The sequence below is a fragment of the Bacillota bacterium genome (genome assembly GCA_040755295.1).
In the GTDB taxonomy this organism is placed as follows: Bacteria; Bacillota; Desulfotomaculia; order Desulfotomaculales; family Ammonificaceae; genus SURF-55.
On sequence record JBFMBK010000001.1, the window covers coordinates 18,734 to 35,475 of the forward strand.

A 16,742-nucleotide genomic window follows, 5' to 3' on the forward strand; every position below is an offset into this window, starting at 1 on the left:
ATATTGATCATCGACGGGCATGCTCATATTTCCACAACTTCTTACGGCAACGTCGATCTTTACTTAGAACAGCTTGAAAGCGCCGGAATTGAAAAAGGCGTGGTGGTTCCGGGAGGAACGGTGGACGTAAGAAAGATGACCGACTATATCACTGGAAAGGCTAAACCGGAAAACCCGGTTCCCAATAACGGTTATGTTGCAGAAGCTTGCGGGGCTAATGGCAACAATCTGTTAGGATTTGTCTGTATTGATCCACACAATCCGAATGCCACGGAGATGCTGGAAACAAGTTTTAAAAAGGGATTTAAAGGGCTTAAGTTATCGCCTATGACACACCAGTTTTCTTTCGCCGGCAAATCGGTGGCGGCCCTGTCTGCTTGTTGCGGTGATTATGGTTACCCCGTATACAGCCATGTTGTTTTCAGCCCCGGGGCTTCCACAACGAGGTTTATCGCCCTGGCCCGGCAGTTTCCCAAAACCAACTTTATTCTAGGGCACATGGGCTTCGGGCCCGCTGACAGAGAAGCCCTGGGGGCGGCGGTAGAACTGAAGAACTTATTCCTGGAAACATCTACGGGAAGCTTTCTGCACATTAAAGAGTCAGTTAAAGCAACCGGGCCGGATAAAATCATCTTCGGCTCAGAGTTTCCCCTTTCACACCCTGCAGTGGAACTGGAAAAAATTCTTCTATTAGATCTGACCGACGGGGAAATGGAGAAGATACTGGGCGGCAATATCAGATCTCTGCTGCGAGTGAATTAAAATTCAGTCCTAAGTCCATAGTCGAAAGTCGAGAGTCCTAAGTCAGGGAATCCGGAGTCAGAATTCAAAAGTAGAGTTTACCCAGGTTTTTCTGTTCCTGACGTCGGACTTCGGACATCGGACCTGTTTTAATGGTTTATCCAGTAAACCTGCTAAGGAAGGGTTAAAAAAATGGACCCACATGAAAAGCTCGTACTTTTAAACGAGGTACTGGAAGGGTGTAAGACTTCCCCCTTTTACCGGGACCGCTTACCCGGCAGGCCATTGCGCTCCCTTAAGGAATTAAAACGTATTCCGCTTACAACCAAGCAGGACTTAAGGCGCTGTTCGCCCTTCGAGTTGCTCTGCGTGCCCCGGGCGGCGATTTGCCAGTACCATGAGACATATGGAACGACCGGCCCGCCGGTTTCTACCTGGTTCACTAAACATGACCTCAAGGACAACGCCAAAGAGATAACCAGATGCGGTATTGGTTTCAACAAGGAAGATACGGTGCTGGTGAGGTTCCCCTATGCCATCTCGGCTGTAGCCCATATGGTCCACGCAGCGGCCCAGTCAAAGGGCGCCTGCGTGATACCCGCCAGTTCCAGGTCTACCGTAAGCCCGTTCCCGCGGGTGGTCAACCTTTTGAGAAATCTTGAGGTGACTATACTTGCCGGTCTTCCCCTGCAGGCTCTCCTGATAGCCGAAACCGCCGAGTTACAGGGGCTTAACCCTCATGAGGACTTTCCGCATCTGCGGGCTATCCTGACAGCCGGCGAGCCCCTTTCCGGCGCGCGCCGGAAACTGCTTCAGAATATCTGGGGCGTGCCCGTCTTTGATATATACGGCATGGCCGAAATAGGTACGGCGGTGGTCGACTGCGAGTTCGGCCGGCCGCATTCCCTTGAGGATTATTTCGTCTTTGAGCTTCTTGACAAAGACCTGAGGAAAGATGTAAGGATTGGCGAGATGGGCTACCTTGTTGTTACTACCCTTAAGAAAAGGGCAACCCCGATGATCCGGTACCTCACCGGGGACCTGGCCAGAATCAAAGAAGAAAACTGCGCTTGCGGCAGACAAATCTGTCTTGAGGTTCGCGGACGCCGTGATGATGCGGTAAACGTTAAAGGCAGACTGCTGGACCGCTGGGATTTCGAAGAGATGCTTTCGCACCTGCCCTGCTGGAGATTTTGGGCGGCCGGGCCTGTTCCCGGCGGAGTCCATATAGTCGTGGAGGCGGAAAAGGCCGGCGACAGTGTTCCTCGGGAACTTATTGGAATGCTTGAAAACAAGTATGAAATGAGGTTCAGGATCGAGGTCGTACCCAAGGGAACGCTCTATGACCGCAGTGAACTGCTCGCTGTGGCGGTGGTCGGGAAACCGCAGCATATTTATTCAGCGCAGGAAATGGAGCAAAAAGCGTATATCAAGGGCGTTAAGGTCTAGATAAGTCCTAAGTCCTATGTCCTCAGTCTTCTGTCCGGGAACAGTGAGGAAGCGGTACGGTCACGAGTTGCGAATTACGGGTTTATCAAGTCCAACAGTTGAACCAAGAACGTTGAACCTTGAACTTATCTAGGGAAGAGAGATGAAACTCAATGGGAGCCAAACAAAGGGAGATATGGTTTGACGGGCGTGCCGTATCCCTGCAGCGCCAGGATATCTGGGGATACATAAACAACTCGCCGATCGTGAAGGTGGTGGTTTCTCCGGATCAGCGCCGTGACGGCCATTTCCCCGCCAGAACGGAGTTTATCATAGAAATCGGGAACGAAGAGGATTTGGCGGCTGTGAACGAAGGAGACGTTGTTCTTTCAGACAGGCAGGAGCTTCTTGAAACAGCCCGCCGGCACGGTTACAAGACGTGCGCCTTTTTCTCCATTGAAGGGAGCGAGTCCCTCGACCGCTCCTGGCAGGATGCCGCCAAGTACGACTACGCCGTCGTGGATTTTGATCTGCCTACCAACATTCCGCTCGAACTGATCATTGCCCGGCTCGAAGACGGCAAAACCGTTCTTTTGAGGCGCGTAACAAGTTATAACGAGGCCGAGGTGGCCTTCGGGGTCCTGGAAAGGGGCAGCGACGGCGTGTTGTTTTCGGGGCAGGATATAGCGGAGATTCAAAAGCTGAGCAGTTATCTGAGCAGGGAAGAAATCCATCACCTTAACCTTCACCCGCTGACCGTCACGGAGGTCCGCCACGCCGGTATGGGTGTTAGGGCTTGTATCGACACAACCAGCCTGATGACCCAGGAAGAAGGCATGCTCGTGGGCTCCACGTCCGGCGGCGGTATTCTTGTCTGCTCGGAGACCCACTTCCTGCCGTACATGAACCTGCGGCCTTTCAGAGTCAACGCCGGAGCGATCCACTCTTACGTCTGGATGCCCCACGACAAGGCGGAATACATATCAGACCTGGCTGCGGGAAGCAAGGTTCTATGCGTGGACGTCCGGGGCGCTGCGCGGGAACTGACCGTAGGCCGGGTAAAGATAGAAGTGAGACCGCTGCTTCTGATTAGAGGCGAAGCGGCAGGCGCCGAATTGAACGTGATCGTTCAGGATGACTGGCATATCAGGATTATGGGAGCCGACGGCAAGCCGAAAAACGCCTCGACAATCCGCCCGGGCGACCAACTTCTGTCTTATGTATGCGAGCCGGGACGTCACGTAGGAATAAAGGTTACCGAAACCATTATTGAAAAGTAAGTCTTGCTTAGCACCGCTCCCGTAAATGAAGCATCTGCGCTTCGATGTTTCTGAGACGTCGTATACTGAACATTTATCGAAAAATGAGCCCGCAAGGGGGAAGAAAAGTTGAAGGGTAAGGAAATTCGTTTAAGGCACCTGTTCAAGAATTCCCAACGGGTGTTCATTGTGCCCATGGATCACGGGGTATCCGTGGGGCCCATGGACGGGATCGAGGATATCCGCCTGGCTGTGCAGGCGGTGGCTGAAGGCGGCGCGGATGCGGTAATCGTTCACAAAGGTCTCGCCAAGCAAGTAACGCCGTATGTAATGCCCGGGGGATGCGAACTCATCATTCACCTCTCGGCCTCGACAGCTCTTTCTCCGGAGCCGAACAAAAAGGAACTGGTATCATCGCTTAACTACGCCATCAGGATGGGAGCCACCGCGGTATCGGCGCATGTAAACCTTGCCGGGAGTTCCGAGTTGCAGATGTTAAAGGATTTGAGCAGTCTTGCGGAACAGTGTGACCTGTGGGGAATGCCGCTGCTGGCCATGATGTACGTCAGAGACGGAAACAAAGAAAGCGAGTACGACTACGTAAAGATAAAGCACGCGGCAAGGGTCGCCGAGGAAATCGGCGCGGATATAGTCAAAGTAAATTACACCGGCAGCCCGGAGACCTTCGCCGAGGTGACCAGGGCGGTCACCGTACCTGTGGTTATCGCCGGCGGTCCGAAGATGAGTTCCACTGCAGAACTCCTTACAATGGTCGCGGACGCGTTGGAGGCGGGAGGCAGGGGAGTCGCCATAGGCAGGAACATCTTCCAGGACCGCAGCCCGGCTAAACTGGCACGTGTAGTCCGTCAGATCATGGACAGCGATTTTCCGCGAGAAGTGTTGAAGGGACTGTCCTTCCCGGAACGATAGCGCAGTGGGGTTTCGGATAATAGTACAACATTAACGGTAACAAATTCCATAATCCGGAATAACCTATAGTATAACGTCGAAAAGGAGGGATAAGCAGTGCCGAAAGTGGAATACGAGAAATATGAAAAGCAGCCCAAGAAGGACTATAAGTCCGCTCTGGATGGTCTTTCCGGGAAGATCGACGAGGCCCTCAAAGGAGGCAACGCGGGCGCGGACATCAAAAAGGCCGTCTGGGATATGCTGAAGGAACTCGATATCGCCGCTCCTCCTCCGGAGAAATAGTTCAATTGAGTCAAGAACAAAAAGCGCATAAAACCGGAACATGTTTAGAGCCCTAAGAGGGCTCTATTTTTTAATACGGTAACACTCTCTGCAAACCCGGAATAATATGTAAAACAACCTGCATTATACCATGGAAGTGGGAAGGAGGTGCACAAATGGCGGAACCGGAAGTCATGGAAGGAGACGGCCAATCCCAGCTTTGGAAAGGCAAAAAGAAACACGAGAGCAAGATCAAGGCTGCTGTGAACAGGTTCATCAAAAGAGTTGAGGAAGCCTTGAAGCGTCCAAACTCAGGAGAGCTGATCACCAAAGCCGTCTTTGAAATGTTGAAGGAAATCGGGATACCTGTTTGTTGGGCTCAAGAGGCTTCGGGAGAAGGAGAAGTTATCCCCCCTCAAGTTCTTCCCGTATAAGGTGTTCCCGCGGTACGATTCTTCTTATGCATTGAACTGTAAGTGAATAGGGAGGTTGTTCTAAAAGCAGCAGTAACTTTTGAGCAACCCCTTACTTTTTCAGAGCCCGCTGTGTTTATACGCGAAAAAGCACAGGCCGGGAGTATGTTATCCCGGCCTTATTAAAAACTCGAACACCGCTGTCATATGGCCATACTATTCCGTGCCGTTGGGATTAGTTACCTATTGGGAGGGGTATTAAATCCCGGATTGCGGCAGGGTTAAAACCCCTGTAATGGAATCGGTCGCGCTATACGTGCATTGCGCGACCGATTGCTTTGGGGTTTCAGCTTTTTAACCGGAGGGTTTTATAACGGTGACATTCGAAGGACTTGATATCCCTAAAACGTTGTATGCTCTAACCCGGTAATAGTGGTTTATTCCCCGGTACACGCGGGTGTCCAGGAATTGTGTTACATCCCGAACGGTCTGGGCTATCGGTTTAAAGGCGAAATCGAAAATCAGGCTTCTTTCCACGATAAAACCCAGTTCGTTGGTCGCGTTGTCGGTCCAGGTAAGTCTGATTCGCCTCCCCGCTTCCTCTGTCGCAACTAGATTTGACGGTGCAGCGGGAATGGTATTAAGGGTGACGGCCGTCGCTTCGTTGGAGTAACCCGATTTACCCGCTGCGTTATAACCGCAGATCCGATAGGTAAAGCTCGTGGCGGGAGCAAGGCCGCTATCCGTGTAGTTCGTGCCGCCTGCCGGCAAGACGGCGATTTCTACATACTCCGGAGAAGCACCTGTACGCCGTTCGATGCGGAAACCATCTTCCGTCGTCGCATTGTCCTGCCAGGCGAGGTAGATGCGGGAGCTTGAAACGGCCGCGGCGGTCAGATTAGACGGCGCTTCGGGGGGAACGTACGGAGATGTGGCAATTGAGGCCTCGTTTGAATAGCCGGATCCTCCGGCGGCATTGAAGGCAAAAACACGGTAGGTATAGACGGTATCCGCCCTCACGTTTTCGTCCGAGTAGCTTGTTGCCCCGGCCATAAGCGTGGTTATCCTCAAAAACCCGCCGGCATCTTCTTTTCGTTCTATAATCAAACCCTCTTCATCGGTGGCGTTGTTTTTCCAGAAGAGATCAACCCGGCCTATGCCGGCAGCGGATGCGGTAAGGTCGGACGGCGCGGCGGGGGCGGTAACGGGGAAAGCGGTACGGACGTCAACGACAGTCATCATGCCGCCGGGATACGCACCGGCATTCACCAGGTGCAGGAAGTCACGGTCGTATAAGTAACTCTCTCCATCGGGGAGTGTCATTGCGAGGTCACAGGTTTGACCGGCGCCGAGGGTCACCGCGTTTCTGCTGAAGGTTGCATCCAGCGCCGCGGTTTGGTAAGGCCAGGCATCCGTGGCGATTATGCGCGCCGGTCCGTTCTGGACGGAGAACGTGTGGTGAAGGAAGCCGCAGTTTATCAGCCTCACAAGAATTCTCTGGCCGGTCAGCGCCCGCACACGTGCGGAAAACGGTTGGGCGGATGACTCCGGCGGAGCCTGGCAGTCCGGAAACGGGCGGCCGTTAAGGAGCCAGTACTGAGGCGCGTATTGAAGCGGGTCGTATGCCTTACCCGCAGCGATATCGCTGTTCGCCGCCGGGTCGATTTCGCTTGCGACAATAACGGCTTCAACATCGTAGTTGCTGCTTGTGTCTTTGCCATAAGCGGTTTGATAGTTGGGGTCGGCCGGATCATCATACCCCGTAGGTCTCACAATAAGCGCCCCGTATAAACCCATTTGAACCTGGCGCTCGGGACTGGTTCCGCTCTCGTAGTGAAAGGTTCCCGCTCTCGAAACCGTAAAACTATATGTCATGCTTCCTCCGGGGACGGCGGCAGGCGCAAATGATAAAATCCGCCCGGCGCTGTCTATAACCGGATTCGGGCTGAGCTCCTGCCCCGGAAATGTCAGCGAGACGGGCTCGTTCAGCGTATTGTACAGGGTGACTTCCACCTGATCACCGACTAGCGCCTCAATCACCGGCCCCGGCATCTGCAGCCCGGCATCGGGACCGGCGGCCAAACCCCAGAAAATTGCCGGAATGCCGCCGGGTAATACAAGGATGCCGGAGCGTGCCCAAAACTCTCTCTGTATCAGCATATGTTTACCTCCTTGCGCCGGAACAACTATTTAGGCGCTCTGTTAGGCGCGGCGATAGGCTGCGCATAGCTTTGTCGGCCGCCACCGGCCGGATGCTCACGTACTTTCCATGTACGCTCCGCTCCGTCCGGTATCGTCCTTCGCCCTCTGTTTGCCTCTCACCGCGTTCCGTAAGTGTAATATAGGCTGAATAATTACCGCCGGAATAACTTAGCAGTGATCTACCGGCTGCCGGTCCGAGGGTTCCCGGCGGGAAGATCCCGATCATAGTCATCATCCCCCCGGGAAACTCACCCCAGTTAGTTATCTGCAACTCTTCGTGAGAGTGGAGCATGAAATAATACTCGCCGTTCATGTTAAAAGATGTCACCCCGACCGGTATATCGCCCTTTAACCCCAGATAAGGGCTGCCGCTCCACATGGTCCAACCGGCGTCACCGATCGCCTGGTTCCGCAGGTTCGGAAGAATGGTCGGGATGGGTTTGGAGACCGGATCATAACCCAGACCGTCCCACTGGAATATCTGGTCATAGGTCTGTCCGGCGCCCACCAGGACTGTGAAGCGCTTGTGCGAAAGGTCTTGCGAACCGTTTCTCAGCAAGCGGCCGTCGAAGGCCACCACCCGGGTGTGGTTTCCGTGCGGGTGCAGGGGGTGGTTATCGGTTCCGGCGCCTGCGTAGCGCAGGAGAACTCTCTCACCCGGCTCCGCCATGATCATGGAGCCATAAGGCTGCCGGGGTAAAAACTGCACCCCGTCGGGAATCATGGTGTCGGGGGCGCAACGGCCGTTCATCGTCCAGTACCGTGGTTTGTAAACGCCGGCGTGATAAGGTTGTCCCAGCCGGACCACATCGTGCATCAACGGGTCTATTTCACTTATTACCAGCAGGTATTCCCGGTCAAATTCGGTATCCGTTCCTGCTCCGTAAGCGGACCACGTGGCGGGGTCGGAAGGGTCGAACCCCGCCGGTCGAACGATGATTACCCCGTATAACCCCATCTGCACCTGTTTGCGCATTTCTGTCCCGCTGTGGTACAGATAAGTGCCCGGTTGATAGGCTGTAAACTGGTATGTTATTGTTCCTCCCGGCGGCGCGTAATCGGTCAGTGAAACAAGCCTCCCGTTTTCGTATGCCGGCCGAACCGGCCTCACGGCGCTGCCGGTTACCCGGAGAACACCCGCTTGGCCCGGGAACATGATCGATACGTTCTCCGGGAGTTCATTGGCCAGTTCGATCGTGGCAACATCCTCTTGGTTCAGCACGATAGTCGGCGCCGGCAGTTGGGCGGGCGTGTCGGTTTCGCCGGTGTAGCCCCAAATGTAGATGCTTGCCCCGTCAGGGGTGGCGACGTATCCTTCAGCGGCGCGCAGGCGGAGATTTACCGGCCCGCGGGCGGTAGTGGCGTTTGCCTGCATTAAACATCCCTCCCTTAAATGCGTTCCTCTTCTAGGGCGCGGCGATAAGCAACGCATTGCTGCGTCAGCCCTGCGGAGCCGAATCCTCACGTACGTATCCAGTACGCTCCGGTTCGTCTCCGCCGTTCTTCCTTGCACTGCATCACTTCTCGCCGCGTTCCGTTTATGTAACATTTCTGCTTCTAAGTGACCAGCTTAAGGGTCTTAATTTTCATTATCCTTTGTGCCGCTTCCGGCAGCACGGACAACTCCTTCTGCGATAGGTTATAGTCCCGGTCCCGTTTGCGGCGGCAAGGTTCCGGCCGGATAGATCTGAACGTGTGTCATCATGCCCCCGGGTGTCACCCCGGCGTTGTTATCCTTTTGGTAACCTCTGTTGTAAAGAGGATATATCCCCGGTTGTTGGGGCTGGATAACGGCGTCTACGGTTTGCCCGGCGCCGAAATAAAGAACGTCCCGCCTGAATGTAAGATCCTCACCGTGCAGTCCCCGCAGAAGCTGAGCGTCCCGGCCTATGACTGTCATTGACAACCCTAAAATGGTTATCGCGTGTTCCTCGAAACCGAGGTTGATAAAACGCAGGAGCACTTTCTCGCCGGTGTTTGCCTTTATATGGCACGGGTAAGGCTGTGCGGACAATTCGCCGCCGGGAGTCGTATCGACGGTATCCGGATAGGCACGGCCGTTGATCAACCAGTACTGAGGCCGGTACTCGGTCCAATCAAACTCCTGGACGTTTAAAACCTGGTCATGGGCGACCGGATCAAGTTCGGTAAGTAAGAGGAAGTACTCCCGGTCGAAGGCCGACCCGGTGCCGGCGCCGTATGCGGTTTTAAGTGACGGGTCGGAAGGGTTGTAGTCGAGGGGACGGGCGATCAGCGGACCGATCATCCCCATCTGGATGTGTTCCACCGGTTCAAAATGACAGTGGTACATATATGTGCCCGAATCCCGGGGCTCGTAATAGTAAACAAGGTTGCGTCCAACCGGTACGGATATCGAGGCTTCAGGAACTCCGTCCCATAACGGTATCTGATTTGGAAATCCGTGCCAGTGGATGGTGTGGGAGTCGTCAAGGTCGGGGCGTTGCGGCATTCCGAGGTTAGTCAGGGTCAATTCGACCCGGTCTCCGACTGTAACATCGAGCAGGGGAGCGACCAGTTGCGCCTTACCCAGGTGCGCGTAAATCTCATTTTCGGGGATCCCGGTAATGTCGGTGAAACCAAAAATGTAGTACTTCGAACCGCCGGGCATCTTTATAAAACCATCGGTAGCTCCGTAGCGGATTTGTTTCAGCGCCATTACAATACCTCCTTTGCAGGATAAACGTTATATTCGGACAAGCGCTGCCGGAGCGCCGTCAACGGGCCTCGTCCGCGCCGATGTCCGGGACGGCTCCACGCGGCCGGTCGTCGTAACCGGTGGCCGGTGCGTAATAAGTCTCTCCGTGAACGGTAAGGCTTTCTCCGCCCCTGTCGATTGCCGGTGAGTCCGGCCGAATGTGGTAATCGCCTTGAAGCGTGGGAACCACGGTGACGATTTTTAAGCTCTTAAAGTCGGGTTCCATATTAAAGGCGACAGCCGAGATCTCCGTATCATAGACCGCAACGAAGGACGGATCGACAATGATGTTCGTGGGGTCGGGAACCCCGTATTCTTTAGAAAGACTGCAGTAATGCGGGCTTAATACCTCCGGAGAAGGTGTGCCGAAAACTTCAAGGTCCATAACGTTAACCGGCGCGGAGTCACCGGCGGCCCCGATGCCCGCGATACCGCCGCGTCCCTCGTTTAGAGCCTGGTCGTACCAACCGGCGCGGTTATCCCAGAAAATGTTGTTAAAAAGCACGGGGTCGCTGAAAACCGGAGAATCCGGGGGCAGGCTTGCCTGGAAGGCGGCGCTGTTACCTTCGCTTGCCAGGCCTGCTCCGTGCGGCAGGCCGTCGCTGTCTTCAGCGGTGGCGGTGGTGATGTTTTTGGCGATGGTGTTGTTGACGATAACGACGTTGGAGGCGTCGTCCAAGGCCAGACCGCCGCCCAGGTCCATGGAAACGTTGTTGACAATCATATTGTTGTAGATATTGATGCGGTGCGTGCCGGGTTGCAGCAAACGGATGCCGCCGCCGTCGTCGTTGGCGAGGTTGCCCTGAACGAGGTTGTTGTATATGTCTACGGCGCCGGAACCGGCGGAAAGGGTTGCGGGCGGGACCGGTTGTTCCCCGCCTGCGAAAATTCCCGCACCTTCATCGAAAGAGGCATTGAACAGGAATTTATTGTGGTGAATGCTCCCGCCGTTGCTCAAACCATAGTGCGAGATACCGCCGCCGTACTCTGCGGAATAGTTGCCGCAGACTTCGTTATAGGAGAATTCGTAGCCGTGGGCGCCGGAGAAGATTCCCACGCCGCCGGCAAGGCTGATGCCGCCGTTATTCAGGATGCGGTTATGGCGGATGCGGACACCGTCGTTGTGATTATCGCCGGCGTACGGCCTGCCGATGGTCGTCGCGCCGCCGAAGCCTCCACCGTTGCTTTGAATCACGTTGTTGCTTATCTCCAGGTACCGGCAGTAGGCGTTTACAAATATCCCGCCGCCTTCCCCGCCTCTGGCGCCGGTAACTGTAAGCCCGTCGATCTGTGCGGTATATGCGTTGCTGAAGGTTCCGTCCTGCGCCACGACGGTTATAACCTGCCCCCGGGGTATCTCTTGAGGCCCGTCAAAGGTCAGCGAGGCAAGTTTCGCTTCCCACGAAGCCTGGTAGCTTCCGAAAAAGCGCCCGTCAATCGTGGTAACCCCCGGCCCCATTCCTTGAAGTTTGACGTTTTTATAAAGGATAGGGCTTTCGTGGTAGACACCCGGGCGGATGATGATCAGCGAACCCGGTGGAGCGGTGTCGATGGCTTCCTGAATCGTGGTGTCGGGAAGAGCGTTGACTACCGGCGGGGAATAACCTGCTCCGAACACGTGGATGGTAATCCCTGCCGTGCCGGAAACGCCGGTGCTTGCCTTCACGATAAGCTGAGCGAGGCCGGGGGGAAAATCCCTCGGAACAAAAGCGATGATTATTCTGTCGGTCCAGCCGAGGATGGGTATCGCTTCGCCGTTAAGCGTCGCAGACCCCCGGTTTCCGCCGAAGTTGCTCCCCCTGATAAGCAACACCCTGCTTCCGCTCTGGGTGACATGTACCCGGTTCACACTGCTGATCCGGGGCTCTCCCTCCGACAGACATACGGGCGGCCGTGAGAACTGCGCCCCGGGAGTTTCCACAAAAGCGGTTATGGGGAAAAGCGCGACATCAGCGTAGGTGGTTTTACCGGGCCAAACATCGAAAACAAGTTCGAGAGTCTGGTAGTTCGGATTATAGTTGTCATTTGGCCGGTCGGGGTCGCCCGGATCATTGCCGATTACGCGGTACATACCGGGTACAACACCGGAAGGCGTCGGTACGTTCGCCGTATAAGTCGAAGGCAGCAGTACCTCAAAAACGCCGTTGGCGTCCGAATAGACCGTAGTGATCAAACGTCCCTTATAATCCCTTATTCCTACGGGGGTGTAAGGAATCCCGCGTTTTTCACCGTAGTAAATGAAGGCGGGGTCGGTTTCAATGTTGACATCGTCAAGGAGGAACCCGACTATGCGTCCGGGAACCGGGACGTCTGTATAAAGGAAAAAGTCCGCAACCGCGTTTTGCCCCCGGTTCAGGGTAACAATCTTTGTATCATAGGTGTCCCCGTAATAAGGAGGCGGCGCCATGCGGGTTAAAGGTTTTTGAGTTTCGCGGCCTTCTAACGGTTCTGCGCTGCGTGTCGCCGCTGCCGGTTGAGCTGTATACTCATCGCCCTCCCCGGTGTTTACGGAATCTTTGTCGATCACTTTATAAAGCGGTTTTTGCCCGCCGTCGGGCAGACGGTTGCCTGGGTCGGTGGGGGGAAACACTTTTACGAGGTAGGTTCCGGGTTCCAGCGGCTTTTCCACTGCGCCGGGCGCGCCGAAATAGGGGTCAAAATATGCATTGAAGGCGTAGCCTCCGTCGAAGACACCTTCCTTGATCTGGTTGGAGCTGTTAGGGACCTCAGTGCATCCGGGGTCTTCAGAACCATCCGGGCGTACACAGCCGGTCGGATGCTGCCAGGCATCGGTTTGCGCGGAGTTTATCAGAACGGTGCTGCCATCGGGGTTCAGCCTGTAAAGGTGTAAGGTGACGCCGGGGATGCCGGGTTCATAGTCTTCCGCCGCCGCGTAGCGCGGGTCGATTTCGTTGCGCATGGTCGCGTAGTAAACGATCCCGGAGATTCCGCCGTTGGTAACATCGGCTCCGCCGGGTCCGGGAAGGGGATACTCATGCATGCCCCAATCGATGCGGTTTGTCTTGGCCGCCCAGGTGAGGGCGGCGAGGGTGAGCACTCCCGGATAGGTTACGGCCGGCCGCGGGGGATCGATGCCGGCGTCGGGGGTACCCGTGGCGGCGGTCTGCCCGAACCGGTCGAACCCAAGTTCGGTAACCGTAAAACGTTCCAGCTCAAAAACTTCATCGAAAGAATAGTGCCCGTCCATATCGGTTACGGTGGCGTACTGAACGCTTCCGTCTTTAAAGCGTGTGCCCATAGGAACATTCGGGAAACCCTCCTCGACATAATTCCCGGTTGAATCCAAATCGCGGATACCGTTACCGTCTGAGTCGCGGAAAACCATACCGCTGATCCAGCCGAACCAACGCGGAATCCCGATGTCGCCCATATTTACCGTTTCGCCCTCTCCGATCTGGACGGTTCTGAAGGAAATAATGTGGTCGAGGGGCTCATCCCAGATCGCCATCTGGTATAGGCCGGCCGGTACGCTTGTAATGGCGAAGGCGCCGTCGGGATTGCCGCGGCCGGTATACACCTGCTCGTCGTTTCCGCCTAGGTCGGTCAAGGCGATCCAGGGCCGGTCGACGGGTCCGCCAAGGGTAAGAGGTCTCACTGGTGGGGTGAACTCTATGACGGTCCGTACCCGCCCGGTAATCGTACCTGTTCCTGCTCCGGGGACGAATTCCACCGGCCGGACAAAACCGATCCAGACCAGCGGCATCCGGAAGCCCTCGCGCGGGCTGTAACCGTCGTTGCCTTCTTCGATCCAGGCGTCAATCATGTGCGTTCCTTCAATTGTGGTGGTTTGAATCCAGTCCGTGCCGTCCGGAGGAACGGCCTGCACCTCGTACTTACCGGGCGGGAGGTATTCTATTACCGCGTCCCCGTTTGCGTCGGTCCAGACCACGCCGCCGGTGCCCGGCGCGGGGATGGGGTTCCCTTCCGGGTCAAGGATGAGGTTCCCGCCCGCGTCGCGTTCATATTGTGTTCCCAGGGGGTTGCCGAAGTAGTCTACCGTTACCTCACCCACCGCATCGTCGATGACAATCCGAAAGCCGGAGAGTCCGAGTTCTAAAGGAAAGTCATCTTCACCATTCACCGGGCGGTTGTCTTCGAAAACGTGGACGCGGATCTTCGAAAGAGGCAGCGGGTGAGGTTGAAGCCTTACCGTGAGCGCAGTGTCGGCATCGAGGTTCACCCGGTTGCCGCCGAGCTTATGGCCGGGCGCCAGAACCGTTACAAGGTACTTGCCGGCGGGAAGATCAACTGTGGGGTTTGCCGAGTCTCCGGGGGCTGCAACCGGGCTGTGGCTTGCGCCGGGTTTGAGCGACGGCCAATTTGCCGGATCAGGGTCAAAAGGGTTCCCCACATTGTTTTCGTTCGCAATAAACTTATAATCCTGAACTATGGCGCCTGTCTCCCAGTCCAAAACATTAACGGTCAGTTGGAATGCTCTTTCCTGTCGAGACATAGAGTCGCCGGGTGCTGCCGGTCTTTCCGTATTAAGAGCAGCCATATTTTACCTCCGATCTAGGTATTTCTTCTATGATATTCACCTGAAGTTAACTGGTGTGAAAGCCGAATCCAGTTGCGGCATATTTTCATTTGCTGTTAACCCGTCGGACATTCACTTCTGGCACAAAATGGTCATAGACTACGTTAAACCGGTTAAGAAATATTTCGCAGTGGTTAAAGGAGGAATCTTGTGTTGACGCCAGAGCTGTTAAAAGAAGCGGCAGATTTGCACCAGCGCGGGGTTGCGGGTGACAAGGAAGCGGTCAAAAAGGCGCATAGTCTGCTGAAGAAAATCCGCAATTCTGCCCCGCGAAACGAAGTTGTAGAGGCTTATTTCGGCAGTGCAACCGCGCTCTTAGGCCGCGACTCCCTTGATCCCAACGAAAGATTCAAAAAGGCCAAAAAGGGCCTTAAGATCCTTGACGAAGCCGTATCCAACGTTCCCGACAATACGGAAGTGCGTACCGTAAGGGCTTACGTCTGTTACCGCCTCCCGGAGAATTTTTTCCACCGTACCGCCACCGCTATTGAAGATTTCAGTTACCTGGCCTCACGCTACGAGAAAGACCCGAAGGTGTTTTCAGAGGCCTTTTACTGCCGGATCCTTTACGATTTAGGGGCTTCGTACAAACGCCTGGGCCGGAAACAGGAGGCGGAGTCAACCTGGCGGAAGCTCATGTCCAGGACAAAGGATGACAAGTACAGACAGCTTCTTAAGCAGGAAGGAATGCAGGCGCCTGAACCGCCCGGAGAAGAAAATGTCTCTTAGATAGGTTCTTTTGCACAACCTGGCCGCAAACCGCGTAGTATGCAACCGAATATAAAGGCGTACGAGGAGGGAAGGCGTGAATGACATCATCTGTGCTCCGGCCGCGGCCCTGGCGGACTTAATCCGCAGCGGGAAACTCTCTTCCGAAGAGGTTGTTGACGCTCACCTGCGGCGGATAGAACAGGTAAACCCGGAGCTTAACGCGGTCGTTCAGTTGACCGCGGATGCGGCCCGCGTTAACGCCCGCGAAGCTGACGCCGATCTCTGCAGGGGGACGGTCAGGGGGCCGCTTCACGGTGTACCCGTAACCATTAAGGACGCCTTTGAGACGGCGGGTGTTGTTTCCACCGGCGGCACTGAAGGGCGCCGTTCCTTTGTACCGTACCGGGATGCGACTGCGGTCGCGCGCCTGCGCGCCGCCGGAGCGATTGTGCTGGGCAAAACGAACGTTCCGGAATTAAGCCTTGTTTATGAAACGGATAACCTTGTTTACGGAAGGACGAAGAATCCTTATGATCCCGCACGCGCCCCGGGTGGGAGCAGCGGCGGCGAAGCGGCTATTATCGCCGCCGGCGGGTCGCCCTTGGGCCTGGGAAGCGACACCGCCGGAAGTGTGCGCGTACCGGCCCATTTCTGCGGCGTTGCCGGGATAAAGACAACAACAGGACTCGTCCCGATGACGGGGCACTTTCCCTATAACGTTTGGGTGACGGAATGGCTGTCGGCGGCCGGGGTGTTGTCAAGGTATGTGGAGGACCTGGCTCTGGTCCTTCCGATTATCGCGGGGGTGGATTGGCGTGATCCGGCCGTGGTGCCGGTATTGCTCGGTAATCCCGGGAATGTGGATCTGAGGAGCTTAAGGGCGGCTTTTTTTACGGATAACGGGCTGGCGGTTCCCACACCCGAAACAGTTACAGCGGTTAAAGCCGCGGCGAAGGCATTGTCGGATGCGGGGGTGGAAGTCCAGGAAGCCCGGCCCGAGGGAATCGAGCAGTCCCATGAATTAATGCGGCAAATACTTGGCGCCGACGGCGGCGCCGGGCTCCGTATGGTGCTTGAGATGGCCGGGACGACGAAGACTCACCCTCTGACAAAACGGGTGCTTGCTTCGATGCGGTCTTCCACCCTATCCCTGGGTGAATTCAGCGGTCTGATGGTGCGGTGGTACTTTTACCGTAGCGCGATGCTGTCCTTTATGCAGAGATATGATGCGGTGCTTTGTCCCGTTTGTACGCACCCGGCCTTGCCCCACGGCGCTGCAGCAAAGAACGAAACGGCTCCCGCCTTTAGTTACGCAACGGCCTTCAACCTTACCGGGTGGCCCGCCGCATCCGTTCGCGCCGGCGCTTCCCCCGAAGGTTTGCCCATCGGCGTGCAGGTCGCGGCCCGTCCCTGGCGGGAGGACGTTGCCCTGGCGGCGGCCCGGCAGATCGAAACCACTTTAGGAGGCTGGCTGCCACCCGCTCTCACTAACTGAAAAAGAAGGTCCTTTAACACGCTCCTTC

12 protein-coding genes are annotated in these 16,742 nt (G+C 55.7%); 8 read left to right on the forward strand and 4 right to left on the reverse strand.

Features of this window, described 5'->3' with window-relative positions; translation table 11 throughout:
* Positions 1 to 3 precede the first annotated feature (3 nt).
* The 6 genes from AB1500_00080 (at position 4) to AB1500_00105 (ending at position 5,053) form a co-directional block, all read left to right on the forward strand.
* On the forward strand, positions 4 to 762 hold the full coding sequence (locus AB1500_00080) for an amidohydrolase family protein (GenBank protein MEW6181564.1): 759 nt from the start codon (positions 4 to 6) through the stop codon (positions 760 to 762).
* A 171-nt stretch (positions 763 to 933) separates the two neighbouring features.
* Entirely contained in the window at positions 934 to 2,190 is a 1,257-nt protein-coding gene (locus AB1500_00085; GenBank protein ID MEW6181565.1) for an AMP-binding protein, read from the forward strand.
* A gap of 152 nt (positions 2,191 to 2,342) precedes the next feature.
* Positions 2,343 to 3,449: a 3-dehydroquinate synthase II gene (locus AB1500_00090; GenBank protein MEW6181566.1), complete on the forward strand. Its 1,107-nt coding sequence runs from the start codon at positions 2,343 to 2,345 to the stop codon at positions 3,447 to 3,449.
* Between the two features lie 108 nt (positions 3,450 to 3,557).
* Entirely contained in the window at positions 3,558 to 4,358 is an 801-nt protein-coding gene (locus tag AB1500_00095) for a 2-amino-3,7-dideoxy-D-threo-hept-6-ulosonate synthase (GenBank protein ID MEW6181567.1), read from the forward strand.
* 96 nt (positions 4,359 to 4,454) lie between these two features.
* Entirely contained in the window at positions 4,455 to 4,640 is a 186-nt protein-coding gene (locus tag AB1500_00100) for a hypothetical protein (protein MEW6181568.1), read from the forward strand.
* A gap of 155 nt (positions 4,641 to 4,795) precedes the next feature.
* On the forward strand, positions 4,796 to 5,053 hold the full coding sequence (locus tag AB1500_00105) for a hypothetical protein (GenBank protein MEW6181569.1): 258 nt from the start codon (positions 4,796 to 4,798) through the stop codon (positions 5,051 to 5,053).
* Positions 5,054 to 5,386: 333 nt separating this feature from the next.
* Here AB1500_00105 and AB1500_00110 read toward each other — a convergent pair whose 3' ends face one another.
* The 4 genes from AB1500_00110 to AB1500_00125 all read right to left on the reverse strand — a co-directional run bounded on the left by AB1500_00110 (position 5,387) and on the right by AB1500_00125 (position 14,469).
* The gene (locus AB1500_00110) at positions 5,387 to 7,192 is read right to left on the reverse strand and encodes a multicopper oxidase domain-containing protein (protein MEW6181570.1); all 1,806 of its coding nucleotides are present in this window, start codon (positions 7,190 to 7,192) and stop codon (positions 5,387 to 5,389) included.
* A gap of 4 nt (positions 7,193 to 7,196) precedes the next feature.
* Positions 7,197 to 8,609: a multicopper oxidase domain-containing protein gene (locus AB1500_00115; protein MEW6181571.1), complete on the reverse strand. Its 1,413-nt coding sequence runs from the start codon at positions 8,607 to 8,609 to the stop codon at positions 7,197 to 7,199.
* A 264-nt stretch (positions 8,610 to 8,873) separates the two neighbouring features.
* The gene (locus AB1500_00120) at positions 8,874 to 9,911 is read right to left on the reverse strand and encodes a multicopper oxidase domain-containing protein (protein MEW6181572.1); all 1,038 of its coding nucleotides are present in this window, start codon (positions 9,909 to 9,911) and stop codon (positions 8,874 to 8,876) included.
* Positions 9,912 to 9,969: 58 nt separating this feature from the next.
* Positions 9,970 to 14,469 (reverse strand): pectin esterase, encoded by a 4,500-nt coding sequence (locus AB1500_00125; GenBank protein ID MEW6181573.1) that lies wholly within the window; start codon positions 14,467 to 14,469, stop codon positions 9,970 to 9,972.
* A gap of 192 nt (positions 14,470 to 14,661) precedes the next feature.
* On the opposite strand from AB1500_00125, the gene AB1500_00130 reads away from it, so the two are divergent.
* Both AB1500_00130 and AB1500_00135 read left to right on the forward strand, forming a co-directional pair.
* On the forward strand, positions 14,662 to 15,237 hold the full coding sequence (locus AB1500_00130; GenBank protein MEW6181574.1) for a hypothetical protein: 576 nt from the start codon (positions 14,662 to 14,664) through the stop codon (positions 15,235 to 15,237).
* A 76-nt stretch (positions 15,238 to 15,313) separates the two neighbouring features.
* Positions 15,314 to 16,714, forward strand: a complete 1,401-nt coding sequence (locus tag AB1500_00135; protein ID MEW6181575.1) for an amidase — start codon at positions 15,314 to 15,316, stop codon at positions 16,712 to 16,714.
* Positions 16,715 to 16,742 lie beyond the last annotated feature (28 nt).

Bases quoted from the DNA above. Each gene is read 5' to 3' on its own strand.
- AB1500_00085 (MEW6181565.1), top strand. From the start codon at position 934: ATGGACCCACATGAAAAGCTCGTACTTTTAAACGAGGTACTGGAAGGG.
- AB1500_00090 (MEW6181566.1), top strand. From the start codon at position 2,343: ATGGGAGCCAAACAAAGGGAGATATGGTTTGACGGGCGTGCCGTATCC.
- AB1500_00105 (MEW6181569.1), top strand. From the start codon at position 4,796: ATGGCGGAACCGGAAGTCATGGAAGGAGACGGCCAATCCCAGCTTTGG.
- AB1500_00110 (MEW6181570.1), bottom strand. From the start codon at position 7,192: ATGCTGATACAGAGAGAGTTTTGGGCACGCTCCGGCATCCTTGTATTA.
- AB1500_00115 (MEW6181571.1), bottom strand. From the start codon at position 8,609: ATGCAGGCAAACGCCACTACCGCCCGCGGGCCGGTAAATCTCCGCCTG.
- AB1500_00120 (MEW6181572.1), bottom strand. From the start codon at position 9,911: ATGGCGCTGAAACAAATCCGCTACGGAGCTACCGATGGTTTTATAAAG.
- AB1500_00125 (MEW6181573.1), bottom strand. From the start codon at position 14,469: ATGGCTGCTCTTAATACGGAAAGACCGGCAGCACCCGGCGACTCTATG.